The organism is Krasilnikovia cinnamomea (genome assembly GCF_004217545.1).
In the GTDB taxonomy this organism is placed as follows: Bacteria; Actinomycetota; Actinomycetes; order Mycobacteriales; family Micromonosporaceae; genus Actinoplanes; species Actinoplanes cinnamomeus.
The window spans coordinates 928,789-954,530 of record NZ_SHKY01000001.1 but is presented as its reverse complement, the minus strand read 5'-3'; the positions used below and the strand labels follow the sequence as shown (position 1 = coordinate 954,530).

Annotated in this window: 22 protein-coding genes; 11 read left to right on the top strand and 11 right to left on the bottom strand. The window is 73.4% G+C overall.

The annotated features are described in order from the left end of the window. Positions 1 to 190 precede the first annotated feature (190 nt). Positions 191 to 1,039 carry a sigma-70 family RNA polymerase sigma factor gene (locus EV385_RS04175; protein WP_130508248.1) on the top strand — a complete coding sequence of 283 codons (849 nt, stop codon included), beginning with the start codon at positions 191 to 193 and terminating at the stop codon, positions 1,037 to 1,039. A gap of 228 nt (positions 1,040 to 1,267) precedes the next feature. Then, the gene (locus EV385_RS04170) at positions 1,268 to 3,610 is read left to right on the top strand and encodes a HelD family protein (protein ID WP_165449383.1); all 2,343 of its coding nucleotides are present in this window, start codon (positions 1,268 to 1,270) and stop codon (positions 3,608 to 3,610) included. Positions 3,611 to 3,669: 59 nt separating this feature from the next. Here EV385_RS04170 and EV385_RS04165 read toward each other — a convergent pair whose 3' ends face one another. From EV385_RS04165 to EV385_RS04155, 3 genes are all read right to left on the bottom strand, one after another. After that, entirely contained in the window at positions 3,670 to 4,581 is a 912-nt protein-coding gene (locus tag EV385_RS04165; RefSeq protein WP_130508246.1) for a sigma-70 family RNA polymerase sigma factor, read from the bottom strand. Positions 4,582 to 4,976: 395 nt separating this feature from the next. Beyond that, positions 4,977 to 6,200 carry a D-alanyl-D-alanine carboxypeptidase family protein gene (locus EV385_RS04160; protein ID WP_423203101.1) on the bottom strand — a complete coding sequence of 408 codons (1,224 nt, stop codon included), beginning with the start codon at positions 6,198 to 6,200 and terminating at the stop codon, positions 4,977 to 4,979. 152 nt (positions 6,201 to 6,352) lie between these two features. Beyond that, positions 6,353 to 6,784: a hypothetical protein gene (locus tag EV385_RS04155; protein ID WP_130508244.1), complete on the bottom strand. Its 432-nt coding sequence runs from the start codon at positions 6,782 to 6,784 to the stop codon at positions 6,353 to 6,355. Positions 6,785 to 7,015: 231 nt separating this feature from the next. Here EV385_RS04155 and EV385_RS04150 point away from each other — a divergent pair, with 231 nt between their 5' ends. The 3 genes from EV385_RS04150 to fgd all read left to right on the top strand — a co-directional run bounded on the left by EV385_RS04150 (position 7,016) and on the right by fgd (position 10,769). Further along, positions 7,016 to 7,375, top strand: a complete 360-nt coding sequence (locus EV385_RS04150) for a histone-like nucleoid-structuring protein Lsr2 (RefSeq protein WP_130508243.1) — start codon at positions 7,016 to 7,018, stop codon at positions 7,373 to 7,375. A gap of 441 nt (positions 7,376 to 7,816) precedes the next feature. Then, positions 7,817 to 9,754 (top strand): sigma-70 family RNA polymerase sigma factor, encoded by a 1,938-nt coding sequence (locus EV385_RS04145; RefSeq protein WP_130508242.1) that lies wholly within the window; start codon positions 7,817 to 7,819, stop codon positions 9,752 to 9,754. Between the two features lie 10 nt (positions 9,755 to 9,764). After that, a complete protein-coding gene (gene fgd / locus EV385_RS04140) occupies positions 9,765 to 10,769 on the top strand; it encodes a glucose-6-phosphate dehydrogenase (coenzyme-F420) (RefSeq protein WP_130508241.1) in 1,005 nt (334 codons plus the stop codon). Here fgd and EV385_RS04135 read toward each other — a convergent pair. Beyond that, the gene (locus tag EV385_RS04135) at positions 10,666 to 11,631 is read right to left on the bottom strand and encodes a glycosyltransferase family 2 protein (protein ID WP_242624691.1); all 966 of its coding nucleotides are present in this window, start codon (positions 11,629 to 11,631) and stop codon (positions 10,666 to 10,668) included. The genes fgd and EV385_RS04135 overlap by 104 nt on opposite strands. Positions 11,632 to 11,826: 195 nt before the next feature. Between EV385_RS04135 and EV385_RS04130 the strand changes: the two genes are divergently transcribed. The 3 genes from EV385_RS04130 to EV385_RS04120 all read left to right on the top strand — a co-directional run bounded on the left by EV385_RS04130 (position 11,827) and on the right by EV385_RS04120 (position 13,801). Continuing rightward, positions 11,827 to 12,699, top strand: a complete 873-nt coding sequence (locus EV385_RS04130; RefSeq protein ID WP_130508240.1) for an LLM class F420-dependent oxidoreductase — start codon at positions 11,827 to 11,829, stop codon at positions 12,697 to 12,699. Further along, positions 12,696 to 13,355: an HAD family hydrolase gene (locus EV385_RS04125; protein ID WP_130508239.1), complete on the top strand. Its 660-nt coding sequence runs from the start codon at positions 12,696 to 12,698 to the stop codon at positions 13,353 to 13,355. Before EV385_RS04130 ends, EV385_RS04125 begins: the two co-directional genes overlap by 4 nt. A gap of 188 nt (positions 13,356 to 13,543) precedes the next feature. Beyond that, entirely contained in the window at positions 13,544 to 13,801 is a 258-nt protein-coding gene (locus EV385_RS04120) for a hypothetical protein (protein ID WP_130508238.1), read from the top strand. A gap of 44 nt (positions 13,802 to 13,845) precedes the next feature. Here EV385_RS04120 and EV385_RS04115 read toward each other — a convergent pair whose 3' ends face one another. Further along, positions 13,846 to 14,985 carry a PQQ-dependent sugar dehydrogenase gene (locus EV385_RS04115; protein ID WP_242624690.1) on the bottom strand — a complete coding sequence of 380 codons (1,140 nt, stop codon included), beginning with the start codon at positions 14,983 to 14,985 and terminating at the stop codon, positions 13,846 to 13,848. 159 nt (positions 14,986 to 15,144) lie between these two features. Between EV385_RS04115 and ggt the strand changes: the two genes are divergently transcribed. Beyond that, a complete protein-coding gene (ggt, locus tag EV385_RS04110) occupies positions 15,145 to 16,968 on the top strand; it encodes a gamma-glutamyltransferase (RefSeq protein WP_130508236.1) in 1,824 nt (607 codons plus the stop codon). 60 nt (positions 16,969 to 17,028) lie between these two features. Here ggt and EV385_RS04105 read toward each other — a convergent pair whose 3' ends face one another. The 6 genes from EV385_RS04105 to EV385_RS04080 all read right to left on the bottom strand — a co-directional run bounded on the left by EV385_RS04105 (position 17,029) and on the right by EV385_RS04080 (position 23,640). After that, positions 17,029 to 17,694: a hypothetical protein gene (locus tag EV385_RS04105; protein ID WP_130508235.1), complete on the bottom strand. Its 666-nt coding sequence runs from the start codon at positions 17,692 to 17,694 to the stop codon at positions 17,029 to 17,031. Beyond that, positions 17,691 to 19,097 (bottom strand): selenium-binding protein SBP56-related protein, encoded by a 1,407-nt coding sequence (locus EV385_RS04100; protein WP_130508234.1) that lies wholly within the window; start codon positions 19,095 to 19,097, stop codon positions 17,691 to 17,693. Before EV385_RS04100 ends, EV385_RS04105 begins: the two co-directional genes overlap by 4 nt. A gap of 52 nt (positions 19,098 to 19,149) precedes the next feature. After that, complete coding sequence (locus EV385_RS04095) at positions 19,150 to 21,207, bottom strand: PAS domain-containing sensor histidine kinase (protein ID WP_242624689.1); 2,058 nt, start codon at positions 21,205 to 21,207, stop codon at positions 19,150 to 19,152. Between the two features lie 75 nt (positions 21,208 to 21,282). Next, positions 21,283 to 22,056, bottom strand: coding sequence for a tRNA (guanosine(46)-N7)-methyltransferase TrmB (gene trmB, locus EV385_RS04090; RefSeq protein WP_130508232.1), 774 nt, complete (start codon positions 22,054 to 22,056; stop codon positions 21,283 to 21,285). Between the two features lie 53 nt (positions 22,057 to 22,109). Then, entirely contained in the window at positions 22,110 to 23,087 is a 978-nt protein-coding gene (locus EV385_RS04085; RefSeq protein WP_242624688.1) for a TolB family protein, read from the bottom strand. A 214-nt stretch (positions 23,088 to 23,301) separates the two neighbouring features. Then, positions 23,302 to 23,640, bottom strand: a complete 339-nt coding sequence (locus tag EV385_RS04080) for a nuclear transport factor 2 family protein (RefSeq protein ID WP_130508231.1) — start codon at positions 23,638 to 23,640, stop codon at positions 23,302 to 23,304. Positions 23,641 to 24,047: 407 nt separating this feature from the next. Here EV385_RS04080 and EV385_RS04075 point away from each other — a divergent pair, with 407 nt between their 5' ends. Together EV385_RS04075 and EV385_RS04070 are read left to right on the top strand one after the other, a co-directional pair. Further along, on the top strand, positions 24,048 to 24,473 hold the full coding sequence (locus tag EV385_RS04075) for an RDD family protein (protein WP_130508230.1): 426 nt from the start codon (positions 24,048 to 24,050) through the stop codon (positions 24,471 to 24,473). Then, positions 24,473 to 25,636 carry an alkene reductase gene (locus EV385_RS04070; RefSeq protein ID WP_278044966.1) on the top strand — a complete coding sequence of 388 codons (1,164 nt, stop codon included), beginning with the start codon at positions 24,473 to 24,475 and terminating at the stop codon, positions 25,634 to 25,636. Before EV385_RS04075 ends, EV385_RS04070 begins: the two co-directional genes overlap by 1 nt. Positions 25,637 to 25,742: the final 106 nt, after the last annotated feature.

Sequence of the window (25,742 nt, the reverse complement as noted above, 5' to 3'; positions counted from 1 at the left end):
ATCAAGTTTGCGTAAAGCTCCTCGCATCCGGCGGTGCCTGCCGATGGCATCCCTGACGCGGCCGGCGGATCTCCGCCGCTGCAACCTCGCCGCACCCGCCGGTGAACCGTCCTGCACCCGCTGACCAGCAACGTTCTCCTCGATGCCGGGCCATTCCCCCGCACCCGGCCGTTACATGAGGAGATCCCCCATGAGCGGTGCACCTGTCGTCGACCGCCGCCGCGAGGACGTCGTCCGCGCGCACATGCCGCTCGTCGGCCACCTGGTCCGCGAGATGCTCGCCCGGGTGCCGGCGCACGTCAATCGCGACGACCTGCTCTCCGCCGGGTACGCGGCGCTCGTCGCGGCGGCCCGTGGTTTCGACGAGGAGCGCGGCGTGCCGTTCGCCCGGTTCGCCGCCGCCCGCGTCCGGGGCGCCCTGCTGGACGAGCTGCGTGGCCTGGACTGGGCCAGCCGCTCGGTGCGGCAGCGGGCCCGCCGGACCGACGCCGCGCGTCAGGAGCTGACCGCCGAGCTGGGCCGTACCCCGACCTCGTCCGAGGTCGCCGAACGGCTGGGTTGCTCGGTGGAGGACATCGAGGCCGCGGACGACGACGTTCAGCGCGCGGTCGTGTTCAGCCTGCAGGGTTTTGCCACGGCGGGCGCCGAGGACATGGTCACCGAGCCGAGCGCCGGGCCGGAGGAGATGCTGCTGCGCCGTGAGCGCCTGGGCTACCTGAAGCACGCGATCGACGCCCTGCCGGACCGGCTGCGCGCCGTCATCAACGGGTACTTCTTCGACGAGCGCCCGATGGCGAACATCGCCGCGGAGCTGGGCGTCACCGAGTCCCGGGTGTCACAGCTGCGGGCGGAGGCGCTGGTGCTGCTGCGCGACGGCCTGAACACCCACCTGGACCCCGCCCTGGCGGCCCAGGCGTCCAAGAAGGACGGTTGCGTCGCGCGGCGCCGGGCGGCGTACTACGACCAGATCGCGACGCTGGGGACGCTGCACAGCCGGCTGGCGGTCACGGGCGTGGACGGACTGTCGACCGCGGCCTGATCCGCGTTCTGCGTGGTGTGATCCGGGGTGACGCGCCGGTGCGTCACCCCGATAGCACGCCCGGTGGTGCTGGTGCCCATGTGATCACTGTGCGCGGATGAGATATCCGTTACCCGCCCGTGGGTGGTGCCGGGCCTTGCCGGATCCGCTAGTCTGAACATTTCCATGCCCATAGAAAAAGCGACCAATAACTCCCGAAAGATCGGAAGAATGGTCGCTGGCTTCGGAATGTTACCACGACGAGGAGTGGATTTGTCAAGCTCCGCCGAGAGCCTCCACAGTGCGCGGAACGACGACATCGCGCGGGAACAGGCGTATCTCGATGGGCTCTACCACCGCCTGGATCAGCTGCGTGAGCAGGCCGATCGCCGGTTGCGGGGGATCCTGCTGGAAAGCGGGGGCACCCCGCAGGGCCGCTCCCAGCGCGACGCCACCCGCATTCATTACACCGAACAACTCGCGCAGATGAATTCGGTGGAGAACGGACTCTGCTTCGGTCGCCTCGACTTCACCGCCGACAATCCCCGCTACATCGGCCGGATCGGGCTGTTCGACGAAGATCGGGAACGGGACCCGCTGCTCGTGGACTGGCGGGCACCCGCCGCCCGCCCCTTCTACCTCGCCACCGCGGTGTCGCCGGACGGGGTGACCCGGCGCCGCCACCTGCGTACCCGGGGGCGGGACCTGGTCGGGATCGACGACGAGGTGCTGGATCCGGCGCTGGGCGGGGTCGGGGGCCGCGAGGACGTGACCGGGGAGGCGGCGCTGCTGTCCGCGCTCACCGCGAACCGGACCGGCCGCATGCGCGACATCGTCGAGACGATCCAGGCCGAGCAGGACGAGGTGATCCGCTCCCCGCTGCCGGGTGTGCTGGTGGTGCAGGGCGGCCCGGGTACGGGCAAGACCGCGGTCGCGCTGCACCGCGCCGCGTACCTGCTCTACACGTACCGGGCGCAGCTGACCCGGTCGGCCGTGCTGATCCTCGGGCCCAACGCGACGTTCCTGCGCTACATCTCCCAGGTGCTGCCGTCGCTGGCGGAGACCGGGGTGCTGCTGGCCACGCTGGGGGACATGTATCCGGGGGTGCGGGCGCGTGCCGTCGAGGATCCGGCGGCCGCGGCGCTCAAGGGCCAGCTCGGGATGCTCGACGTGCTGGCCGCGGCCGTGGCGGACCGCCAGACCGTGCCGCACGACTACGTCGAGGTCGACCACGAGGGCTTCCCCCTGCGGATCGAACGGTCGGTGTGTGAGGACGCCCGGGCCGTCGCCCGCGCGTCGGAACGCCCGCACAACCTGGCCCGGGCGGTCTTCGTGACCGAGGTGATCCACGCACTGTCGTTGCAGGTCGCCGAGCGCATCGGCGCGGACCCGCTGGGCGGGGAGAACCTGCTCGAGGAGGCCGATCTCGCCGAGACCCGCCGGGAACTGCGCGAGGACCCGGAGCTGCAGGCAGCACTGGCCGAGTTCTGGCCCGTGCTGACCCCGCAACGGGTGCTGGGCGATCTACTCGGCTCGGCGGACCGGCTGGCCAGCGCGGCGCCCCGGCTGACCGGCGAGGAGCGGGCGCTGTTGTGCCGCGAGCGCGGCGCCGACTGGACCCCGGCCGACGTACCGCTGCTCGACGAGCTGGCCGAGCTGCTCGGCGAGGACGACAGCGCGAAGGTCCGGGCCGCGGCCCGCGAGCGCCGCGAGGCGATCGAGTACGCCGAGGGCGTGCTGGAGATCGTCGAGGGCTCGCGCTCGCTGGACTTCGAGGACGAGGGGGAGGGCGAGATCCTGCACGCGGTCGACGTGGTCGACGCGAGCGCCTTCGCGGACCGCTACGCCGAGGTGGACACCCGCACCGCGGCGGAACGGGCGGCCACCGACCGTACGTGGATGTTCGGGCATGTGATCGTCGACGAGGCCCAGGAGCTGTCGCCGATGGCGTGGCGGCTGCTCATGCGCCGCTGCCCCAGCCGTTCGATGACCGTGGTGGGCGACGTCGCGCAGACCGGCGACCTCGCCGGTACGACGACGTGGGATCAGGTCTTCGAACCGTACGTGGCGCAGCGCTGGCGGCTCACCGAGCTGACGGTCAACTACCGGACCCCGGCCGAGGTGATGGCCGTGGCCGCCGACGTACTGTCCGCGATCGATCCGTCGTTGCAGCCGCCGCGCTCGGTGCGCGAGGCCGGGGTCGTGCCGTGGGCGTCGCGGGTGTCGGGCCCGCTGGCCGGCGAGCTCGTCGCCGCGGTGCGCCGGGAGGCGGCCGAGGCCGGCGAGGGCCGGCTCGGTGTCCTGGTGCCCGCCGCGCTGGAGGCCGAGCTGGGCCCCGCGCTGCTCGCGGCCGTGCCCGAGGCCGCGGTGGGGGAGCAGCCTGACCTGCGCAACCACATCGTGCTGATGACCGTACGGGAGGCGAAGGGCCTGGAATTCGACAGTGTCCTCGTGGTGGAGCCGGACGACATCGTGGCGGAGTCCCCGCGCGGCCTCAGCGACCTGTACGTGGCGGTCACCCGCGCGACCCGCCGCCTCGCGGTGCTGCACACCCGGGATCTGCCGAAGGTGCTGGCGTCACTGGAACCCTGACGACGATGGGGTCGGCGCCGCGCGCCGACCCCATCGTCAACTGCTGGTGGTGTCCCGGCTCAGGCGGCCGGGGCGCCCACGCCGTAGATGGTGTGGCCGTTGGCGTTGGTCATCGCCAGCCGGCTGTGCATGGTCGTGTTGCCCGCGATCGCCGCGTAGTAGCCGGCGCGCCGCCGGGCCGTGATGCTGGCCGGGTTCTCCGGCACGGGCGCCAGGTGCGGGTCGAGGTGCGTGTTGAGGCCGTCCTTGAGCAGCGACAGCGCCTCCGCCCGCAGCTGGCTGATCCGGCTCTCGGTGACGCCCAGATCGGCGGCGATGTCAGCCATCGGCCGCTCGTTCAGGAAGTACTCCGTGATCACGGTCTGCAGCCGGTCGGGCAGCGAGGCGATCGCGTGGTGCAGGTAGCCGATCTGCTCCCGGCGCAACAGCATGTCCTCGGGGCCCGGCGCGGGCTCGGTGACCAGGTCGTCCGCGCTGGAGCTGGTGAAGTTCTGCAGCGACAGCACGGTCGCGCGCTGCACGTCCGAGTCGGTCTGGTGCAGCTCACCCGTGGTGGTGCCGAGCGCCTGCGCCAGCTCCTCGTTGGTGGGCGTGCGGCCCAGCGCGGTGGTCAGGCGCTGCCGGGTGGTGTCCGTCGCGCGCGCCTTGGTCCGTACGGAGCGGGTGGCCCAGTCGAGCGAGCGCAGCTCGTCGAGGATCGCGCCGCGGATGCGCGTGGTCGCGAAGCGGTGGAAGGGGATGCCGCGGTCCGGGTCCCAGCTGCGGGTGGCCTTCACCAGCGCGTGCAGGCCGGCGCTCGTGAGGTCGTCGCGGTGCACGTGGTTCGGGATCCGGCTGAGCATGTCCCGGACCAGGTGGCCGACGAGCGGCATGTGCTGGCGGACCAGTTCCTCCTGCTCGCGGGCGGACAGGACCGTCGCCACGGTGATGTCGGCGTCGGAGTCGGCAGCAGTCGTATCGGTGCTGGTCATACGTTTCCCCCGGTTCTGGTCGGCGGCCCGGGCGGTGGGCGTGCCGGCTGACAGGGAAACTGTCTGTGACCTGGGGTACGGCTTCCGGTTGCGCAGAGTTGCCGCAGGGTTGTATCCGACCGGATCTTGGTGACTCTGCGAGGTCGCGGGAATAGGGCGCGCGCCGTAGGCCCCGGTTGAAGCGGGGCGGTCAGAGAGCACGAGGGTCCCGGCCGGTAAGGGCCGGGGGGCGGGGGGTCGAGCGCTACGGGATGAGGGGGCGCCGCCGCGGGGGGTCGAGCGCTACGGGATGAGGGGGGCGCCGCCGTGGGGGTTCGGCGGCGCCACAGTGAGAATCGGCGCCGCGGAAACCGGGTTGAGAGTTGCCGACCGCTGTGGCGCGGGTCGCCCGCCGGTCAGTGGAGCGGGAACGCGGGGCTGCGCCGGGTCCGGCGGCGGCGCACGCGGCGGCGCCGCTGCGTGAGCAGGAGCAGCAACGGGGTAGCGGCCAGCACCACCGCCACCGCGGCGGCGGCGCCCACCGAAACGCCGCCCGGGATGCCGGCCCGCGCGACGGTCGCCTGCTGCCGCGAGCGCGCCTGCGGGGCGGGGGCGTCCTTGACGGTGTCCGTGTCGTCCTGCGGGCCGACCAGCTGGCCGACGGAGGTCCCGCGCGGCACCTTGAAGCCCCAGTCGAGCAGTGCGGCGCCCTGCTGCCAGCCGCGCAGCGGACTCGCCTCCGCACCCAGCAGCGTCGCGACGAGCCGGCGGCCGCCCCGCTCGGCCGCACCGACGTAACTGTGCCGGGCGAGCTGGGTGAAGCCGGTCTTGCCGCCGAGCGCACCCGGGTAGTTGTAGATCAGCCGGTTCTCGTTCTGGAACTGGAACCCGCCCTTCTTCAGGGCCTTCTGGGCGGGCATCTGCGCGCTGCGGGTGAGCGCGTACCGGCGGAAGTCGGGCCGCGCGAAGCAGACCCGGGCGATCAGCGCCAGGTCGTACGCGCTGGTGAACTGGCCGGGGCCGTCGAGGCCGGACGGGGTGACCGCGTGAGTCTGGTTGGCGCCCAGCCGCTTGGCCTGCGCGTTCATCTCGGCCACCGTCGCGGCGACCCCGCCGTCGCCGCCGCCGAGCCGGGCCAGCGTGTTCGCCGCGTCGTTACCGGAGTTCAGCAGCAGGCCCAGCCACAGCGTGGAGACCGGGTACCGGCCGCCCCGCACGAGACCCACCGCGGAACTGCCCGGCTCGATCGCCAGGTCCTCGTCGGTGACCGTCACGGTCCGCTTCGGGTCCAGCTTGGGCAGCACGGTCGCGGCCAGCAGCAACTTCTGCACGCTGGCGGGGGTGCCGTACACGTGGGGGCCGCAGCCGCCCAGCACCTCACCCGTGTCGAGATCGGCGACCAGCCAGCTCGTGGCGGTCAGCGCGGGCGGCCGGGGCGCGCCCGGCGGCACGACCAGCCCGTCGGTGGCCAGCGCCGGCCCGCCCACCGCGCGCTGGTCCGGATCGTCCTTGGGTGGCACGGGGCGCGGGGGACGCCCGGGCGGCGGCTTGACGGCGGGCCTGGGACACGGCACCGGCGCCGCCCGCTCGGCGGCCCGGACCGGATTCGCCATGGCGGCCTCTGTCTGGCGGGCTTCCATGGTGGCGGCCTGTGCCTGGCGGGCTTGAGCGGTGGCGGCCTGTGCCTGGCGGGGCGGAGCGGCTGTGGCGGGAGCGGCGGCGGCCAGTGGCGTCGCGACGGCTGCTGCCACGACCGCCACCACGCCGCGCCAGGGCGTCCGGGCGTCGCGCGTCACGGCCATGTGACCCCCGCGTCGAGGCGGCGGGTCAGCAGTTGCGCCAGCGGCATCGTCTCGCCGTCGCCGCCGCCCGCGCCGACCACCAGCCGGGGCAGGCTCGGCGCGACCTCGGCGCCGTGGAACCGGGCGCCCAGCGACGCGGGCACGCTGAGTACGTAGTACCGGCCGTCCTCACCGACCGCGACCGACCGGTTCGCCTTGAGATACCAGCCGCGCAGCCGGGTCCGGTACGTGGTGCGGCCATCGAACGACCGCGCCGTCAACGGGGACGGGGTCAGACCGCGCTCGGTGGCGCGTTGAACGAAGTCGGTCAGCAGAGCCGTCGCCTGGGTGGCCTCGGCGGCGCGGTCCGCCTCCAGCGCGGCGGCGCGCCCTGCGACGGCCCGTCCGCGCTGTTCCCGCCAGGCGGCCCGCTCGTCGTTCATGGCGACGACCCTAACGTCAGTCCGGTGCCCTCAGCCACCCGGGTTTGCGAAGTCGGTCGATCGGCCGGGATCGGCGAATCGCGTGAATAGCGGTGCGCCATTTCACAAAACCCGGTCCGAAAAATGGGCTCGGGGAATCGTTATGTGTCGAATTTTCACGGAACCGTTGCGCCGGAACGCGGACCCGGGTGACACTGATCCCGGTTCTTACGGAGAACAACGGGAGTCGTCATGTCACGGCGGGTAATCACCACTCTGATCGACGATCTGGACGGCAAGAAGGCGGATCGCACCGTCGAGTTCAGTCTCGACGGCACGCACTACACGATCGACCTTTCCGAGGCCAATGCGGGAAAGCTCCGAAAGGCACTGGATCCGTACATCGCCGCAGGCACGCGGGTCGCCCGGGGCGCCGCCGGCCGTGCTTCGGGGCGTCCGGCGCGGGGCGCGCCCGCCGCCCGCACGGCCAGCAGCCGCGACGAGAACCGATTGATTCGTGAGTGGGCTTTGCGCCACGGACACCAGATCTCCGAACGCGGCCGTATTCCATCGGGCGTCACCGCGGCGTACCGGCAGGCCAACGCGGGCTGACCGGAAAGGACAACGAAACACGTACGAAACCGTTGGTGCATTCCGCGATCACGGCGCCGTGGCGCGCACGGACCCGCGCGACCGGCCGGCGAGCGGCCGGGACATCCCCGAAAGACGAGTTCGTACGGCGCCCGCACGCCGCTCAAATGGCCCCCCTTCCGCCCGGAGAATGGAAGAGTTCGGCAACTCGGTGTGACTTCCGGAGAACCAACCGTCACGCGACCCGGCCGGCCGCGCCGGACGGGCGTGAGTGTGGCGCGGCTCGCGGGGGTGCCGCCCGGCCGTGCCCGGCGGAAATCCGTTATCCGATGTGTGGCGGGCGGTCTCCGTATGCGGTGGCCGACGGACACCCGCGGCGGCCGGCGAGACGGCCCGGCTCGGGGGCGTGGTGCACGACGGTCACCGTGAGCGATGATCGTTGCCGCACGAGAGGCAGGTGCCATGCCGGAGCAACCCGACACCGCGACCGTCCTGGCAGCCCGCGCCGGTGACCAGGCCGCGGTGGACCGGCTCATCGCGGGCTACCTGCCGCTGGTCTACACGATCGTCGGCCGCGCCCTCGAAGGCCACACCGACGTCGACGACGTCGTCCAGGACACCATGCTGCGGGTGCTGCGCAACCTGGCGGACCTGCGGGACCCGGAGGCGTTCCGGTCCTGGCTGGTGGCGATCACGGTACGGCAGGTGCGCGAGCGGGTACGGCTGCGGCGCGGCGCCCCGGACGCTCTCGTGGACGCCGACATCCGCGACCCGGGCGCCGACTTCACCGATCTGGCCATCACCCGCCTGGAACTGTCCGGGCAGCGCCGGGAGACCGCCGAGGCGACCCGCTGGCTCGACGAGGACAACCGGGAACTGCTCTCGTTGTGGTGGCTGGAGGCGTCCGGGGAACTGACCCGCGACGAGATCGTCACGGCTCTCGGGGTGACCCGTCAGCACGCGGCGGTCCGGGTCCAGCGCATGAAGGGCCAGCTGGAGACGGCCCGGGTGGTGGTCCGGGCGCTGGCCGCCCCGCGCCCCTGCCCGGACCTGCGGCTGGTCGTCGGCGACTGGGACGGCCACCCCACCGCGCTGTGGCGCAAGCGGATCGCCCGGCACACCCGGGACTGCCCACACTGCGCGCCGGCCTGGTCCGGCCTGGTCGCGGCCGAGCGTCTCCTGGTCGGCATGGCGCTGGTCCCGCTGCCTCCGGCCGCCACCCTCGGACCGTCGATCGCGGCGGCCCATGGCGGCGGCCCTGCGGTGGCGTGGGGCAAGGGCGTGGCGGGGCAGGGCGGCGGCCATCCGGTGGCGGTGGGCAAGGGCGCTGCCGGGCACGGCGGCGGGCAGAGCGCGGCGCTGGGTCAGGGTGCGGCGGTGAAGGGCGGTGGGCATGCGGCGGCGCTGGGCAAGGTGATCGCCGGTGGCGTCGCCCGGCGTGTGCTCACCGCGGTGCTCGCGGCCGGGGCCGTCGCGGGCGGCGGGGCCGCGGTGGCGTTGCGGCACTCCGACGACCGGCCCGGCACCCCGCCCGCCGCGGTCGCGTTCGCCACCGGGGCGCCGCAGCCGCGGCCGTCGTCGCCCGCCCCGAGCGTCACGTCGGCCTCCGCCCCGGCCACCACCGGCGCCCCCGCGCGGCGGACGACGCGGAAGGCCCCGGCCGCCGTCGCGGCCAAGAAGGGCGTCGGCGTCTGGAAGTTTCCCGGCCTGTCGGGGGCGCTCGGCGACGTCGGCGCGGGCTGGTACTACAACTGGGCGCCCGACAACGCCGACATGCGCGGACCCGCCGGGGTCGAGTACGTGCCGATGATCTGGGGCCGGGCCGCCGTCACCGACGCGACTCTCGCCCGGGCCCGGCGCGCCGGCCGGGTGCTGCTCGGCTTCAACGAGCCGGATCTGCCAGCCCAGGCCAACCTGACCGTGGAGCAGGCCCTCGAGCTGTGGCCCCGGCTGGAACGGACCGGCTTGCGCCTGGGCAGCCCGGCGGTGGCGTACGGCGGCGACGCCCCGGGTGGCTGGCTCGACCGGTTCATGTCCGGCGCCAAGGCCCAGGGACGGCGCGTCGACTTCATCACCCTGCACTGGTACGGCTCCGACTTCGGCCCCGCCGCGGTCGGGCACTTCCTGAGCTACGTCGACGCGGTGCACCGCCGGTACGGGCTGCCGATCTGGGTCACCGAGTTCGGGCTGGCGAACTTCGGCGGCTCCCCGAAGTACCCGACCGGGGCCCAGCAGGCCGCGTTCATCAGGGGCAGCACGGCCGGACTCCAGGCACGCCGGTACGTGGAGCGCTACGCCTGGTTCGGGCTGCCCGCCGTGGGCGACAGCGCCGACTTCGGGCTCTACCGCAACGGCTCGACCCCGACCGAGGCCGGGAAGGCGTACCGGGCCGCGGGATAGGGTCGAGACCATGATTCGCTTCGGCTACAAGGCGTCGGCGGAACAGTTCCCGCCGACCGAGCTGCTTTCGTACGGCGTCGAGGCGGAGCGGCTGGGCTTCGACTCGGTGTTCGTCAGCGACCACTTCCAGCCGTGGCGCCACGACGGGGGGCACGCCCCGGCGGCGCTGCCCTGGCTGGGTGCGCTGGCCGCCCGCACCGAACGGGTCCTGATCGGCACGAGCGTGCTGACGCCCACGTTCCGCTACCACCCGGCGGTCGTCGCCCAGGCGTTCGCCACCCTGGGCTGCCTCGCCCCCGGCCGGATCATCCTCGGGGTGGGTTCCGGGGAATCGCTCAACGAGGTGCCGCTGGGCACACAGTGGCCCGACGGCAAGGAGCGCTTCGCCCGGCTCAAGGAGGCCGTGGCGCTGATCCGGCGGTTGTGGACAGAGGACAGGGTGACGTTCGAGGGCACCTACTACCGGACCGAGCTGGCGACGATCTACGACAAGCCCGAACAGCCGGTGCCGATCTACATCGGTGCCTCCGGTCCGGCGGCGACCCGGCTGGCCGGGCGGGTCGCGGACGGGTTCATCACCACCAGCGGCAAGGGCCACGCCCTCTACACCGACACCCTGCTGCCGGCCGTACGGGAGGGCGCGGAGAAGGCGGACCGGTCGGTGGACGACCTGGACCTCATGATCGAGGTGAAGGTGTCCTTCGACCCGGACCTGGAGCAGGCCCGCAACGACACCCACTACTGGGGTGCGCTGGCCCTGTCACCCGAGGAGAAGACCGGCGTCGAGGACCCCATCGAGATGCAGCGCCGCGCCGACGCGCTGCCGGTGGAACGCACCGCGACGCGATGGATCGTCTCCGCCGACCCCGACGAGCACGCGGCGAAGGTCGCCGAGTACCTCGACATGGGCTTCAAGCACCTGGTCTTCCACGCACCCGGCCCGGACCAGAACCGCTTCCTGCAGCTGTACGGCCAGCAGATCCTGCCCCGGCTGCGCGCGCGGGCCGGCGGCTGACCGATACCCGGGCGGCCGCGTGCCGGGCCCCGGACACGCCCGCGTCGGGCACACCGCGCTCCGGGACCGCCCGGGGCGCGGTGGTGTCCGGCGGGCGGGCGGAGCGCCGCCGCGGGTACTCGTTCCACGCCGCCCGCAACGCCCAGCCCAGGCCGCGCAGGGCCCGCCGCTGCGACGGCCCGTGAATGCGCGGGTAGCCGATGCTGGCCACCTCCACGATCCGCAGCCGTGCCGTGCCCGTCCGCAGGGTGAGCAGCGGCCCGATCTCCGGCCCGTCACCCCAGGTCCGGGCGCCGCGGCGCGTCCCGGGCCGGCTCGGCGCGGGCAGGTCGAGCATCGGCAGCACCTCGCGCCGGTACGCGTTGTAGCCGTACCCGAGATCGGTGAAGCGGGTGCCGAAGACCGCGTTGACCAGCCCGCACAGCAGCCGGTCGGCGAGCCGTTCGAGGCGCGGGCCGCCCCTCTGCGCACCGCCGTGGCGGTACCGGGAGCCGTGCGCCACCTGCGCGCCGGACAGCAGCGCGTCCACGAACCGGGGCAGCTCGCCCGGGTCGGCCGAGCCGTCGCCGTTGAGGGTGACCACGATGTCGCCGCTGGCGACGGCGAGCCCGCAGACCAGGGCGTTGCCCTTGCCGGTGCGGGTCTGCCGGACGAGCACGGCGTCGGGGCGGATCTCCCGGGCCACGGCGACGGTGTCGTCGGTGGAGCCGCCGTCGACCACGATCACCTCGTCGACCGGGGGCAGGCCCTCCAGGACGAGGGGCAGATTCTCCTCCTCGTTCCGGACGGGGATCACGACGCTCACGGTCGGTGACGACGCTGGGTCGCGCGGCAGGGCGTACGGGGGCCGCGAGGAAGGCATGGCGGTGACTCCTCGGACAGTCTCGACGCGGGGGAGGCGCGTCGCGGTTCAACCTAGCAAGCTCGTCCGGCGCGTCAACCGTCCACGGGACGGCAACCCATCGGGCCCATGCGCGTCGGTGGTGGGAGCTAGGGTGCAGGAGGATCGTTCCGGGGACATCCCCGGCGATCCGTCCGCCCGGCGAAAGGACCTGCCGTGAAACTCGGCCTGCACATCTCCAGCTTCACCTGGCCCGAGGGCGCGCCTCGGCTCGGCGCGGTCCTCGGCGAGGTGGCCGCGGCGGCCGACGAGGCCGGATTCGAGCGGATCAGCGTGATGGACCACCTGTGGCAGATCGGGGTCATCGGCCCGCCCGAGCAGGAGATGCTCGAGGCGTACACGACCCTGGGCTTCCTGGCCGCGCACACCCGCCGGGCCAAGCTGCTGACGCTGGTGACCGGCGTGGTGTATCGCGAGCCCGGCCTGCTGGCCAAGGCGGTCACCACCCTCGACGTGCTCTCCGGCGGCCGGGCGATGCTCGGCATCGGCGCCGCCTGGAACGAGGAGGAGTCGCTCGGGCTCGGGCTGCCGTTCCCGCCCACCGCCGAGCGGTTCGAGCGCCTGGAGGAGGCGCTGCAGATCTGCCGCCGGATGTTCGACGGCGACGAGACCGCGTACGAGGGCCGGCACTACCGCCTCGGGCGGCTGCTCAACTCGCCGCCGCCGCTGGCCCGGCCGCGCATCCCGATCCTGATCGGCGGCGGCGGGGAGAAGAAGACCCTGCTGTTCGTGGCGAAGTACGGCGACGCCTGCAACCTGTTCGGCGGCCCCGACGTGCAGCACAAGCTCGAGGTGCTGCAGCGGCACTGCGCGGCGGTGGGCCGCGACTACGCCGAGATCGAGAAGACCGTGCTGTACAACTTCGACCTCGGCGAGAAGGGCGAACGGGTCGGCGAGATCATCGACGACCTGCGCCGGCTGGCCGGGCTCGGCTTCACGGTGGCCCACGGCAGCCTGCGCAATGCCTGGGATCTCGACCAGTACGAGATCTTCTCCAACGAGCTGATCCCCGCGGCCGAGGCCCTGTGAGCGGCATCGCGGCGGTGGTGTTCGACCTCGACGGGGTCATCATCGACACCGAGGGTGTGTGGGAGGAGGTCCGCCGGGCGTACGTCGCCGAGCACGGGCGCGCGTTCCTGCCGGACACCCAGCAGCGGATGATGGGCATGAGCACCGGCGAGTGGTCGCGCCACCTCAGCGAGGACGTGGGCGTGGGGCGTACCCCGCGGGAGGTGGCCGACGACGTGCTGGGCCGCATGGCGCAGCGCTACGCCGACGCCCTGCCGCTGATCCCCGGCGCCGTGGCGGCGGTCCGCCGCCTGGGCGAGCGGTTTCCCCTGGCCCTGGCCAGCTCGTCCGCCCGGATCCTCATCGACCAGGTGCTGGCCACCGCGGGGCTGGCCGACGCGTTCCAGGTCACCTTGTCGACCGAGGAGGTGGAGCGGGGCAAGCCCGCCCCCGACGTCTACCTGGCCGCCGCGCGGCGGCTGGGGCTGGCGCCGGGCGACTGTGCCGCGGTCGAGGACTCCAGCAACGGGTTGCGCGCGGCCGCTGCCGCCGGGCTGGCCGTGGTCGCCGTGCCGCACGGCGAGTACCCGCCCGCGCCGGACGCCCTCGCGTTGGCTGGCCTGGTCGTCGACGACCTGGATGACCTGACCGCGGACGTGATCGCTAAGCTGCGGTGACAGGTGCCGTAGGCCCCGGTGCGCCTACCGGTGGGTATCCGGGCGTAACGCCCGGATAGCCCGAGATCGCCGAAGCGGTGGCCGGGTTGGCCGTTTGATGGAGAGCTCGGTGTGATCGGGGTGCAGTCCGGTTGCACGCGCCCCGGCGGCCTTCCGGTGTGGTGTGCACCCTCCCGATACTCGAGCGCATGGAACCCGTCGCCCCCGTAAACCTTGCCAGCACGGGTGGTAGCCGTCCCGCAGGCTGGCAGGTACAGCTTCGTGTTGACTATGTCGTCAACAAGGTCATGCAGACGCACCGCGGCCAGTCCGAGGATGCCGTCGCGCAGGCGATCCAAGAACAGCTCCGCACCTTCGGAGTCGTGATCAACGGTCGTCAGATCGCGCAGTACGCTGCCGTGATCTCGCATCTGCCGCTCCTACCCCCGGCGAACGCGACCGTCTGACCCAGCGCCGGCCGGCTGAGCGGGCCGGAAGGCCGGCTGCCCGCTCACCGGGCCGGAAAGCGCAGGATCCGATCGTCGCCCGGGCGCGGGTCGCCGCGACCGTCCCGGTTTGATGTCGTGAGCCACAGTGCCCCGTCCGGCGCGACCGCCACGGTGCGCAGCCGTCCGTACCGGCCGACCAGCTCGGCGCGGGGCGGGCCGCCGCGCAGGGGTACGGTCCACAGGCGTTGCCCGCGCAGTGCCGCCACGTACAGGGTGTCGCCCGCGATGGCGGCGCCGGACGGTGACGCCTCCTCCGTGGACCACGTCACCAGCGGATTGACGTAGCGGCTGTCGCCGGAGGTGCCCTCGACCTCGGGCCAGCCGTAGTTGGCGCCCGGCCGGATGAGGTTGACCTCGTCGAAGCGGTTCTGGCCGAACTCGGTGGCGTACATCGTCCCGTCGGCCGACCAGGCCAGGCCCTGCACGTTGCGGTGGCCCAGGCTCCACACCGGCTTTCCGCCGGGGTTGCCCGGCGCGGGGTCGCCGTCCGGGGTCAGCCGCAGGATCTTGCCGTTGGAGTCGTCGGGGTCCTGCGCGGACGGGCGGTCCCCGGCGTCGCCGGTCCCCGCGTACAGCATGCCGTCGGGTCCGAACGCGATCCGGCCGCCGTCGTGGAAGTCGGCCTTGTCGATGCCCTTGAAGATGACCTCGGGGGCGGCGGCGTCGCCCAGCTTGAACCGGACGATCCGGTTGTCGCGGGCGGCCGTGAAGTACGCGTACACCCAGCCCGTGCGGTCGTGGTCCGCCGCTATCGCCAGGCCCATCAGCCCGCCCTCGCCCGCCGGCGCCACGCCGGGCACCCGGTAGACCTCGTGGGGCGCGCCGCCGCCGGGGCGCAGCTGCAGGATCCGGCCGGAATCGCGCTCGGCGACCAGGGCGCTGCCGTCGGAGCGCAGCGCGAGCCCCCACGGCACGTCCAGCCCGGTCGCGACGGTCTCCGGCGCGGACAGGTCCGGCGTACCGGTCGCGGTGGACGGCGCGGGTGACCGCGCCGGGGCGGACGGCCCGGGGGCCGGTGTCGCGGACGTCGGGGGCGGCGGGTCAGTGGGCGGGCCGCCGCCGTCGGAGCAGGCCGCGACGAGGGCCGCGCTCGCGGTGACGATCGCCAGCGCCCAGCGTGGGCGGGTCCGGGTCGCGGTCACGTCGGTTCCCTTCGCCGATGATGTTGCCCTCCACGGTGCCATCCCGCCGCCCGACTCCGCCGCCCGGGCCCGGTATGACAACTCCGCGTCCCGGTTGTGCCGGTGCGTGATCCCCGGTAGGCAGAGATGGACCGGCCACTTTGTCTTTCCGGAGGAACGATGCGGTTCCGAGCACTCGCGGCGCTGGCCGCCACGGCCACCCTGGTCCTCACCGGCCAGCCGGGCCCGGCGCACGCCGCGCCGCCGAAGCAACCCACCGCGTACGGCTACGGCGGCGCCGTGGTCACGGTGGACCCGACGGCTACCGCCGTCGGCCTGGACGTGCTGCGTCGCGGCGGAAACGCGGTCGACGCCGCGGTGGCGGCCGCGGCCACCCTCGGCGTGACGGAGCCGTTCTCCGCCGGCATCGGCGGTGGCGGCTTCTTCGTGTACTACGACGCCCGGCGGCACACCGTGCACACGATCGACGGGCGCGAGGCGGGCCCGGCCACGATGACCGAGAACACCTTCGTCGATCCGGCCACCGGGCTGCCGTACGCCTTCCCGGAGGCCCGGGTCAGCGGCCTGTCGGTGGGGGTGCCCGGCACCCTGGCGACCTGGGCCGCCGCGGCGCGGCGGTGGGGCACCCGGCCGCTGAGCAGCCTGCTGCGCCCGGCCGCCCGCGTCGCCGAACAGGGCTTCGCCGTGGACGCCACGTTCCGGCAGCAGGTCGCGGACAACGCCGCCGCGTTCGGCCAGTTCGACGCGACCCGCGAGCTGTACCTGCCCGGTGGCGCGCCGCCCGCCGTCGGCACGGTGCAGCGCAACCCGGATCTCGCCGCCACCTACCGGCTCATCGCCCGGGAGGGGACCGACGTCTTCTACGGTGGCCCGGTCGGTGCGGACCTCGTCCGTACGGTGCAGCAGCCGCCGGTCTCGGAGGATCCCATCGGGACGTGGGCCTTCCCGATCCGCCCGGGCGGCCTGCAACTGTCCGACCTGGCCGGCTACCGGGTGCGCTATCCAGCCCCCACCAGGTCGGACTACCGCGGCCTCACGGTGTACGGCATGGCCACCCCGTCCAGCGGTGGCACCGCTGTGGGGGAGGCCCTGAACATCCTGGAGACCGCCGACCTGCGGCACCTGCCGCTGATCCAGGCGCAGCACCGGTATCTGGAGGCCAGCGCCCTGGCCTTCGCCGACCGCAACCGCTACGTCGGTGACGGCACCCCCCGCACGACGCTGCGCACCCTGCTCAGCGACGGTTTTGCGCAGGCCCGCGCGTGCCTGATCGACCCGGAGCGCGCCCTGACCAAGCCGGTGGCCCCGGCGCCGCTGACCGCCTCCGGCTGCCCCGCCGGGGTGCCCGGCGGCCGCGTCGAGGACGGCCAGAGCACCACCAACCTGACCGTCGCCGACCGGTGGGGCAACGTCGTCGAGTACACCCTGACGATCGAGCAGACCGGCGGCAACGCGATGGTCGTGCCCGGGCGCGGATTCCTGCTCAACAACGAGCTGACGGACTTCAACTTCACGCCCACCCAGGGCACCGCGCCGGACCCGAACCTGCCCGGCCCGGGCAAGCGGCCGCGCAGCTCGATGTCCCCGACGATCGTGTTCGAGTACGGCCGGCCGGTGCTGGCGCTCGGCTCGCCCGGCGGCGCGTCGATCATCACGACCGTGTTGCAGGTGCTGGTGAACCGCCTGGAACTGGGCATGTCCCTGCCCGAGGCGGTCGCGGCGCCGCGCGCCTCGCAGCGCAACAGCCCGACGATCCAGGCGGAGGTCGGGTACCGCACCCAGTTCCAGCCGGGGCTGGCCCCGCTGGGGCACGCGTTCGGGCCGGACACCCCGGAGCTGGGCGCCCTGACCGCGATCGAGTTCGGGCCGCACGGCCAGCTGATCGCGGCCGCCGAGCCGGTACGCCGGGGCGGCGGCGCGGCAGCGGTCGTGGTGCCCGGCAGCGCACCGGCGGGGCACAGCGGAGCTGCCGCCAGGCGCTGAAGCGCGACGTCCCGGGGCGGTGGCGCGCGACACCACCGCCCCGGGCCGCGATGGAGAAGGTCACGCCGCCACTGCGATGGTCACCGCCCCGGCCGCCACCAGGACCGCGGCCCACAGCCGGTCCACGTTGAACCAGGCGCGCCGCAGTACCGCCAACCCCACGTACTCGTAGACCACCGACGCGCAGGCCGCCATCACCGCCAGCATCGCGACGGTGTGCACTCCCGCGGCGGCCAGCCCCTGCAGCGCCGCCCCGGGGGTGCCGGCGGCCCCGGCCGACGCCACCGCGACCGGGTGCCCGCCGTGCCCGCCGGCGCCGGCGGGCAGCGGCCCGCGCAGGAGCACCGGCAGCAGCATCAGCCCGGCCCCGTGCGCGGACGACATCAGAAACGACCACCCGGCGAGCTGGTACGCCGACAGCCGCATCCCCGCCCACCGGAAGTGCCGCCGGGACAGCAGCCGCCACAGCCCGTAGCCCACCAGCAGCACCCCGCCCCCGACGCCGACCGCCCGCGCCGCGCCCAGCGACGCGGTGGCCGAGACGAGCGCCGCGACGATCGCCACCGACGCGAGATGCCCGGCGGCGATCGGCGGCAGCGACCCGAGCAGCACCCGGCGGCTGCGCTCCTGCATGCCCCGGGCCACCGCGAACAGCCAGCCCATCGCCGGGTTCAGACCGTGGAACGCCCCCAGTACGGCCAGCGCCGCCAGTTGGGCACCGGTCACGGGAAGCAGTACGAGTCCGACGACGCATCCCCGCCCTGCAGCCGGGTCTGGTGCACCCGCAGCCCGCGGAACTCGTCGCCGTGCGGGAAGAAGCGCGGATCCAGGGCCATCCCGCCCGCCTCCGGGTCCACGTCGACCTTCGCCAGCCAGGCGCCCACGCCGTCCGGGTAGAACTGGTCGTCCCAGGAGCCGTACAGCGAGTTGGTGACGTAGACGCGGCGCCCGTCGCGGGACACCTCGACCATCTGCGGGCCGCCCGCCAGGGGCTCGTCCGGGAAGGACGGGTGGGCCACCCGGCCGACCACCCCGCCGAGCCGGATCGAGCCGGTCTCGACCGGGTGGAACGGGTCGCGCACGTCGTACTGTTTCAGCTCGCCCGTGCCCCAGCACGAGACGTACAGGAAGCGGTCGTCGACCGACAGGTCGATGTCGGTGACCAGCGGCGGTACGGCACCGAACGGCTGCAGGGCGGGCGGCAGCGCGGCGGGGTCGGCCGGTTCGGCCGGGATGTAGATGATCTTGGTGACGGCGAACTCGCCGCCGTCGCGGTGCCACAGCCAGATGGAGGCGGACAGGTCGGCGACGCTGATGACCACGCCGACGAAGCCGTACTCCTTGGTGGGGTCGTGGGCCGGGCGCAGTTCCAGGGTCATCTGGTGTTCGTCGCCGAGGTCGACGGTCTGCACCAGCGTGCGTTTGGCGAGGTCCCAGAAGTGGATCCGGTGGCCGTACTCGCGCCCGAGGAGGAGGTCCGGATTCACCCCGTCCTCGATCATGGCGGGGGTGCCCCACTCGGAGCTGACCAGCACGTCGCGGGTGAGGTGCCACCAGAAGTCGTACGCCAGGTACTGCTCGCCCCGGTCGTGTTCCCACCGCCCGCGTACGTCGAAGGTGGTGTGGTCCAGCACCGCGATGCCGCCGGGGCCGTCGCCGCCGGTGCCCGCGCCCAGCGCGGAGACGTAGATGCCGTCCGGTCCGCAGTGGACGGTGTGCGGGCGCGAGTAGTCCGCCTTCGCCGCGAGTTCCTGCGCGCTGATCTCCTTGACCAGCTTCGGGTTGCGGGGATCGTCCTTCGTGTCCAGGACGTAGATGCGCGAGGAGCGCAGGCCGGGCACGATCAGGTAGCGGCGTTCCACGTGCGGATGGGGCGCGGTCGGGCACAGCGCGCTGGAGCAGGCGTTCCAGCCGAAGTGGTGCAGCTCGTCGCCGACGTGCGGCAGGTCGGTCCAGCCCACCACGCGGCCGTAGCCGGTGGAGCCGGGGTCGGTGTCGATCACCGCGATGGCGTCGGGGCGGCTTGCCGAGCGGTCGAACGCGGCCACGTAGGCCAGCTTCTCGGCGGGGGCGCCGGCCGCGTCGCGGGGCGAGGGATAGAACGTCGGATCCGGGGTCCAGCGGGTCATGACCGTCAGTCTCGCGGGGCGCGCGGCGCGTGGCCAGCCCCGTACGAGGGACTCAGCGGGCCTCCATGGGCAGCCGGACCATCACAGTCGTGCCCGGACCCTCGTGGTCGGCCAGCTCGATGGTGCCGTGGTGCCGTTGCACGATCGCCCGGGTGACCGACAGCCCCAGACCGGTGCCGGGGATGGCGCGGTTGCGGGCCCGGTTGCTGCGGTACATCCGGTCGAACAGGCGATCGCGTTCGTCCTCGGTCACCCCGATGCCGGTGTCCGACACGGTCAGTTCGGCCACCCCGCCGTTCACGATCAGCCGTACCGACACCTGCCCGCCGTCGGGGCTGTATTTCACGGCGTTGCCGAGCAGGTTGTCGACGACCTGGCGGAGCCGGGCCGGGTCGCCGGGCAGCACCAGTGCCTCCGGCAGGTCGGCGCTGACGGTGACGGCCGTGCCCTCGGTCTGCGCGCGTACCTCCTGCACCGCCTCGGCCACGACGGCGGCGATGTCGACCGGGCCGGTGCTCATCGCGATGTGGCCGGTGTCCAGCGCGGACAGTTCGAGCAGTTCGTCGATGATGCGCCGCAGCTGGGCGGTGTTGCGCTCGATCACCTCGAGCATCGCCGGGGCGTCCGCGGCCAGGCCTTGCGCGTCGGCCCCGCGCAGCAGTTCGGTGTACGTGCTGATGGCGGTCAGCGGGGTGCGCAGTTCGTGGCTGATCAGCGCCAGGTATTCGTCCTTGCTGCGGTTCAGCTGCCGTTGCAGGTCCTCGACGAGGCGGCGGGCGAGGAACTGGCCGATGTGCGCGGCGATCCCGGCCAGCAGCGCGACCAGTTCGTCCTCGGGGTCCTCCACGGTGTCGGCGAAGACGGTCAGCACCCCGAGGATGTCGCGGCCGTCCTGCACCGGCACCGCGAGCGCGGCGTGCAGGTTCGACCAGCCGCCGGTCCGCAGCGGGATCAGGCTCTGCGGCTGGCCGATGTCGCGCAGCCACAGCGGTTTCGCGACCTGCCAGGCCCGGCCGGACAGGCCCTCGCCGAAGGCCAGCTCCGGGGGGACCTCGATGTCGCCGCCCTGCCAGTACGGGGCGGTCCAGAGCGCCGCCGGGCGGGCCATGCCGGCGGGCACGTCCACCAGCCACAGCTCGGCGTGGACCCAGCCGAGGGTGGAGACGACCGCCTCCAGCACCCGCCGTCCGGCGGCCTCGACGGTGTTCTCCTCGGCCAGCGCGTTCGCCACGGCGAGTTCACAGGAGCGGAACCGTTCGGCGCGCCGCTGCCGGGTGACGTCCTGCAGGGCCGCCACCGCGCCCTGGGTGCCACCGTCGGGGCCGACGATCGGCTGGGCGTCGACGAGGTAGTGCCGCGTCCGCCGGTTGCGGCCCTGCACGACGAGCCGTTCGTTGCGGACGGTTTCGCCGTGCAGTGCCCGCCGCAGGATGACGTCGTTGCGGGTCATCGGCTGGCCGAGCTCGTCGAGCAGCCCCTCGACCGAGGCCGGGTCGTCCAGGTTGTCGGGCACGGGCGCATTGCCCCACAGCCGGAACATCTGCTGGTTGATCAGTACGAACCGGCCGTCCGCGTCGCAGGCGACCACCCCGTCGTGCAGGCTGTCCAGCACCGCGTCGAGGAAGCGGTGTTGCCGGTCGATGAGGTGCCGGGCGATCTGCTCGGTGACCAGCTGGGTGGCGACCAGGGCCGCCGCGGCGCAGCCCCTGATCGCCTCGGCGGCCCACGCGCGCGGGCCGGGATCGTAGGCGCTGCAGACCCCGACCACGGCGCCGTCCTGGTCGTGCACGGGCTGGCCCAGATAGGCGGCGGGCGCGGAAGGGCCGTGCGGGACGATCACCGCCTCGCCGGTGCTGAGGACCCGGGCGGCGAGGTCGGCCGGCACGAGCTCCGCGTCCGGGCCGTGGCTGCCGCAGGTCTGCAGAACCCCGTCGAGCGCCAGCGCGACCGTGGCGGTGGGGGCGCCGGTCGCCTGCGCCAGCAGGGCGGCGAGCTGGTCGGCGGAGCCGCCCGCGAACAGCTCGCGGGGCAGGTCGGCCAGGCCGGGAGCGCGGGGCGGCGGCATATCGCGCGCCCGCCCGGCGCCGTCGCCGGCGTCCGTCCGACCCATGGCCCGACCTCCCATAGAAGCCTAACAAGACCAAAGCGGCAAAACCGGCTATTCAGGTACGGGGCGGCCGCCGGGTCATCCAGCGCGGCGCGACTCGTGGCCGGGCCCGCGGTCCGCAGGCGTGCTCACGGCTCGGCGGAAGACCAGGTCGGCGATCGGCCGTCCGGCCAGCTCCCCGCGCCGCTCGAACTTCGTCACCGGGCGGTGCCGCGGTCGCGGCGCCACCCCGTCGTACGTGTTGCGCAGCCCCGGGTCGGCGGCCAGCGTGTCGGCCATCGCCTCGGCGTACTCCGGCCAGTCCGTGGCGCAGTGCAGGATCCCGCCCGGGCGCAGCCGCTGCCGTAGCAGAGCCACGTTGTCCGGCCGGATCAGGCGGCGCTTGTGGTGGCGCGCCTTGGGCCACGGGTCCGGGAAGAACGCGTGCACCGCGTCGAGACTGCCGGGGGCGAGCCGGTGCACCAGCTCCATCGCGTCGCCGCAGGCCACCCGTACGTTGCGCAGGCCCAGCTCGCCGACCAGGGCGAGCAGGTTGCCGATGCCCGGGGTGTGCACCTCGACCGCGAGATAGTCGCGGTCCGGGTCGGCGGCCGCCATAGCCGCGGTCGATTCGCCCATCCCGAACCCGATCTCCAGCACCCGCGGCGCCGCCCGGCCGAACAGTTCGCCCAGGTCCAGCGGGGTGCGGTCGCCGTCGACGACCGTCAGCCCGTGGGTGGGCCACAGCGCGGCCAGGGCGTCGGCATGCCGGGTACTCACCCGGCCCCGGCGCGGGTGGAAGGTGCGGATCGGGCGCACGGCCACGAGCCCGGCGGAATGCCGGGCCGCGGTGGCTGTCGGTGAGTCAGACATCAGGCGACCACGATAGCGGTCGCGACGCGGTGGCCGGCCCGCCACCGCGACGGTCATCGCGCGACCGGCTGCACGCTGGGCTGGGACCCGGCGTGGAACGCGGCGCGCGCGCCCGTGCGCAGGTCGAGCGTTAGCACCCATGAACCGCCCCGGTACTGGCCGGTCACCACGGCGCGGTTCGCGTCGACGTAGGCCAGCTCCCGGTCCTCCGGCGCGCCCAGGGTCCGCTTGACGCCGGTCGCCGGGTCGAACTCGACCACGTGGACGGGCTGGTTGTCGGCCGTGGTCTCGCCCTGCTGGTAGGCGGTCCAGGCCAGCTTCGTGCCGTCCGGGCGCCAGCCCGGCAGCACCGCGAAGCCGGAGTTCTGCAGGCTGCCGCCGCCGTATGCCGCGACGGTCCGCTCGGCCCCGGTGGACACCGTGCCGATGGTGAGGCAGTCATCGTAGATCGACTCGCAGAGGCCGCCACGGAACACGATCCGGCCGCCGTCCGGGGACCAGGCCACCGCGTTGTCGTAGCGCAGCCGCTCGGCCAGCGTGCCGGTCGCGGGTGCGGCGGGCGCCGTCGCGTCGGGCAGGGCCTCGCCGCGGCATTCGCTCGGGAACAGCACCTGCGGGGTGGCGGCCCGCGCGGTCGTCGAGATCCGGTACACCCCGGGACCGCCCGTGCAGGACGCCGACGCGAACGCGATCCACCGGCCGTCCGGCGACCAGGACGCGCCCGCCGCCGGGCGGGTGCTCAACCGGCGCTTGGCGGTGCCGTCGGCCTTCATGACCCACACCTGGCCACCCTTGAGTACGGCCAGCTGGCGGCCGTCGCGCGACCAGCTCGGCCGGGAGTAGCCACCGCCGGTCGTCAGGCGCTTCTCGGTGGCGCCCTTGCTCACGTACACATTGCCGCTGCGCACGTAGGCGACCTGGCTGCTCAGCGTCGGTGTCGCCGCCACGGCCGGTGCCGCCTGGTACACCGCCCCCGCCGCGGCTCCCAGCACCGCCAGCACCATGCCACCCGTACGTCCCACTGCTCCCATGACCGAACGCCCCCCGACGTCTCGTTCCCCCCTGGCACATTTCCCTGCCACCGGAAGCATCGTCGCAACCGAGCTGCACCTGAGCGATTCCCGTTCCGAAACCGAGAAAATCACACCCGGCGGCTCGCGGGCCGGCCCGGTCGCCACCCCCGGGGTGGACGACCGGGCCGGTCACGGAGCAGGCCGCCGGCGGCTCGCCGGTCGGCCGGCCGGGTCAGCGGTCGATGAAGGCCACGCTCTGGCGCCACACCTGACCATCGACGAAGACCAGCGTGCCGACGGCCCACACCTCTCGCCCGTCGAGCTGCTCGCGGGCCTGGTACAGCACCGTGTCGTCGGTGATCTGCACCGCCTCGACCTGCTCGATGTTCGGCTTCTGCTCCAGGTACGCGTCGAACAGCTCCTTGATCCCCGTACGTCCGCGGACCACCTTGTCCAGGCGGACGAACTCGGCGTCCTCGGCGTAGCGCTGGGACAGGCCGGCGGTGTCGCCCGCCTCCAGCAGCTGCACCTGTGTCGCGAGGAATTCCTGACCAACGTTGCCATCGCCCATGCGTGGCTCTCCCGTCTTGTCCAGGTCGCGGCCCACCCCTGCGGCGGGTGGCCACCGATCGGGCCGACCGGCGGCCCGAGTGGTCCCCCACCGTAGGGCGCCGGGCGCGGCGCGGCGGCCTCTTCGATCGATGCGGTGCCCACCTCGTCAGGTTCGGGCCGGTATCACCGTGGGTCGGTGGCCCGGCTGCCGCCGGTACGTCCCCGTGCGCCCACCCGCCGCACCGCCGCGCCGCCGGGGTCCATCCGCGACAGTGCGCACGGGAACCTGACGAGGTACGTCGCGCGGACCACGAGCGGCGGCTCACGTTCGTACGCTGTCCACTCACGCCAGGTTCCCGCGGGATGACCGGCCGTGTCGGCTGACGCGGCCTGCCCAGGTCGGGACCTCACGAACAGGGAGTGGTCATGAACTACGCCAGTTGGTTGCGCCGAGCCGGTGGCTACCTTGTCGACGTCGTCCTCGCGTTCCTGCCGTCGTTCGCCGGGGGCCTGGTCTACGAGTCGACGGTCGGTCCGGACGGCCAGCCCAGCGCGTTGGGGCGTACCGCCGACCTGATCGGCATCGCGCTGGCCGTCGTCGTGTTCGCCTACAACCGGTGGATCCGGGCCGGGCGCACCGGGCGCACGTGGGGCCGGCAGCTCATGCGGATCAACCTGATCGGCGAACAGGACGGCGGGCCGGTCGGTGGCGGGCGGGCGTTGCTGCGCGACCTGGGTCACATCGTCGACACGCTGGCGCTCTGCCTCGGCTGGCTGGCGCCGCTGTGGGACGGCAAGCGGCAGACCTTCAGCGACAAGATGGTCGGTACCGTCGTGGTGGAGGCCGTCTGATGTCCGCCGGACGCGAATCCGACGGCGTGATCCAGGCCACGGTACGGAAGTTTCCGAACGGTGCCGATGCTCGTACCGGCATGACCAACACTCCACTCAGCTCCGACAGCCCGCTGCTGCAGCCGGTGACGGTCGGCGCGCTCCAGGTGCCCAACCGCATCTGGATGGCACCGCTGACCCGCAACCGGGCCGGGGTAGACGGAACCCCCAGCGCCCTGCAGGCCGAGTACTACGGCCAGCGTGCCGGTGCGGGCGTCATCATCGCCGAGGGCAGCCAGCCGTCCGCCGTCGGCCAGGGCTATCCGAACACGCCCGGCCTGCACACCGACGCCCACCAGGAGGGCTGGCAGCGCATCGCCGACGCGGTGCATGCCGGTGGCGGCCGCATCGTCGTGCAGCTCATGCACGCCGGCCGGATCTCGCACACCAGCACGATCGGTGGCCAGACCCCGGTGGCGCCCTCGGCCGTGCGCGCCGCGGGTGAGGTGTTCACCGCCACCGGCCTGCAGCCCTTCTCCGAGCCGCGCGAGCTGACGGCCGACGAACTGCCCGGGATCGCCGCCGAGTTCGCCGACGCGGCCCGCCGGGCGGTGGCCGCCGGACTCGACGGCGTGGAGCTGCACGCCGCGAACGGCTACCTGCTGCACCAGTTCCTGGCCGACGGCGTGAACCAGCGCACGGACAGCTACGGCGGCTCGCCGCAGAACCGGGCGCGCTTCGTCGTCGAGGTCGCGACCGCGGTCAGCGCCGCGATCGGCGCCGACCGGGTCGGGATCCGGATCTCGCCGCAGCACGGGTTCAACGACATCACCGAGGACGACCTGTCGGTGTACGAGGTGCTCGTCGCCCAGCTCGCCGAGCTCAAGCTCGCCTACCTGCACGTGCTCGCCGCGGCGGGCGACCCGATCGTCGGCAAGCTGCGGGCGGCGTGGCCCGCGACGTTCGTCCTCAACACCGGCTTCGGTGCGGACTCGGACCGCGACGAGGTCGAACGCATCGTCGCCGATGGTGTCGCTGATGCCGTGACCGTGGGGCGGCCGTTCATCGCCAACCCCGACTTGGTGCAGCGGTGGACGCGCGGCGCCGAGCTCAACGAGCCGGACGCGACCACCTTCTACATCGGAGGCGCGAAGGGCTACACCGACTACCCCGTGCTGGCCTGAACCCCGGGCTGGCCTGAACCCTGGGCTGGCCTGAACCCAGTGCTGGCCTGAACCCTGGGCTGCCGGCCTTGCCCGCTGACTGGCGGCGGGCAGGGCCGGCAGCGTC

What these genes read in the sequence shown, in the direction of transcription:
- EV385_RS04085 (WP_242624688.1), bottom strand. Translation starts at nt 23,087, where the DNA reads ATGGGAGCAGTGGGACGTACGGGTGGCATGGTGCTGGCGGTGCTGGGA.
- EV385_RS04075 (WP_130508230.1), top strand. Translation starts at nt 24,048, where the DNA reads ATGAACTACGCCAGTTGGTTGCGCCGAGCCGGTGGCTACCTTGTCGAC.
- EV385_RS04145 (WP_130508242.1), top strand. Translation starts at nt 7,817, where the DNA reads ATGCCGGAGCAACCCGACACCGCGACCGTCCTGGCAGCCCGCGCCGGT.
- EV385_RS04080 (WP_130508231.1), bottom strand. Translation starts at nt 23,640, where the DNA reads ATGGGCGATGGCAACGTTGGTCAGGAATTCCTCGCGACACAGGTGCAG.
- ggt (WP_130508236.1), top strand. Translation starts at nt 15,145, where the DNA reads ATGCGGTTCCGAGCACTCGCGGCGCTGGCCGCCACGGCCACCCTGGTC.
- EV385_RS04135 (WP_242624691.1), bottom strand. Translation starts at nt 11,631, where the DNA reads ATGCCTTCCTCGCGGCCCCCGTACGCCCTGCCGCGCGACCCAGCGTCG.
- trmB (WP_130508232.1), bottom strand. Translation starts at nt 22,056, where the DNA reads ATGTCTGACTCACCGACAGCCACCGCGGCCCGGCATTCCGCCGGGCTC.
- EV385_RS04160 (WP_423203101.1), bottom strand. Translation starts at nt 6,200, where the DNA reads ATGGAAGCCCGCCAGACAGAGGCCGCCATGGCGAATCCGGTCCGGGCC.
- EV385_RS04070 (WP_278044966.1), top strand. Translation starts at nt 24,473, where the DNA reads ATGTCCGCCGGACGCGAATCCGACGGCGTGATCCAGGCCACGGTACGG.
- EV385_RS04175 (WP_130508248.1), top strand. Translation starts at nt 191, where the DNA reads ATGAGCGGTGCACCTGTCGTCGACCGCCGCCGCGAGGACGTCGTCCGC.
- EV385_RS04100 (WP_130508234.1), bottom strand. Translation starts at nt 19,097, where the DNA reads ATGACCCGCTGGACCCCGGATCCGACGTTCTATCCCTCGCCCCGCGAC.
- EV385_RS04170 (WP_165449383.1), top strand. Translation starts at nt 1,268, where the DNA reads ATGTTACCACGACGAGGAGTGGATTTGTCAAGCTCCGCCGAGAGCCTC.
- fgd (WP_130508241.1), top strand. Translation starts at nt 9,765, where the DNA reads ATGATTCGCTTCGGCTACAAGGCGTCGGCGGAACAGTTCCCGCCGACC.
- EV385_RS04165 (WP_130508246.1), bottom strand. Translation starts at nt 4,581, where the DNA reads ATGACCAGCACCGATACGACTGCTGCCGACTCCGACGCCGACATCACC.
- EV385_RS04120 (WP_130508238.1), top strand. Translation starts at nt 13,544, where the DNA reads ATGGAACCCGTCGCCCCCGTAAACCTTGCCAGCACGGGTGGTAGCCGT.
- EV385_RS04155 (WP_130508244.1), bottom strand. Translation starts at nt 6,784, where the DNA reads ATGAACGACGAGCGGGCCGCCTGGCGGGAACAGCGCGGACGGGCCGTC.
- EV385_RS04150 (WP_130508243.1), top strand. Translation starts at nt 7,016, where the DNA reads ATGTCACGGCGGGTAATCACCACTCTGATCGACGATCTGGACGGCAAG.
- EV385_RS04095 (WP_242624689.1), bottom strand. Translation starts at nt 21,207, where the DNA reads ATGGGTCGGACGGACGCCGGCGACGGCGCCGGGCGGGCGCGCGATATG.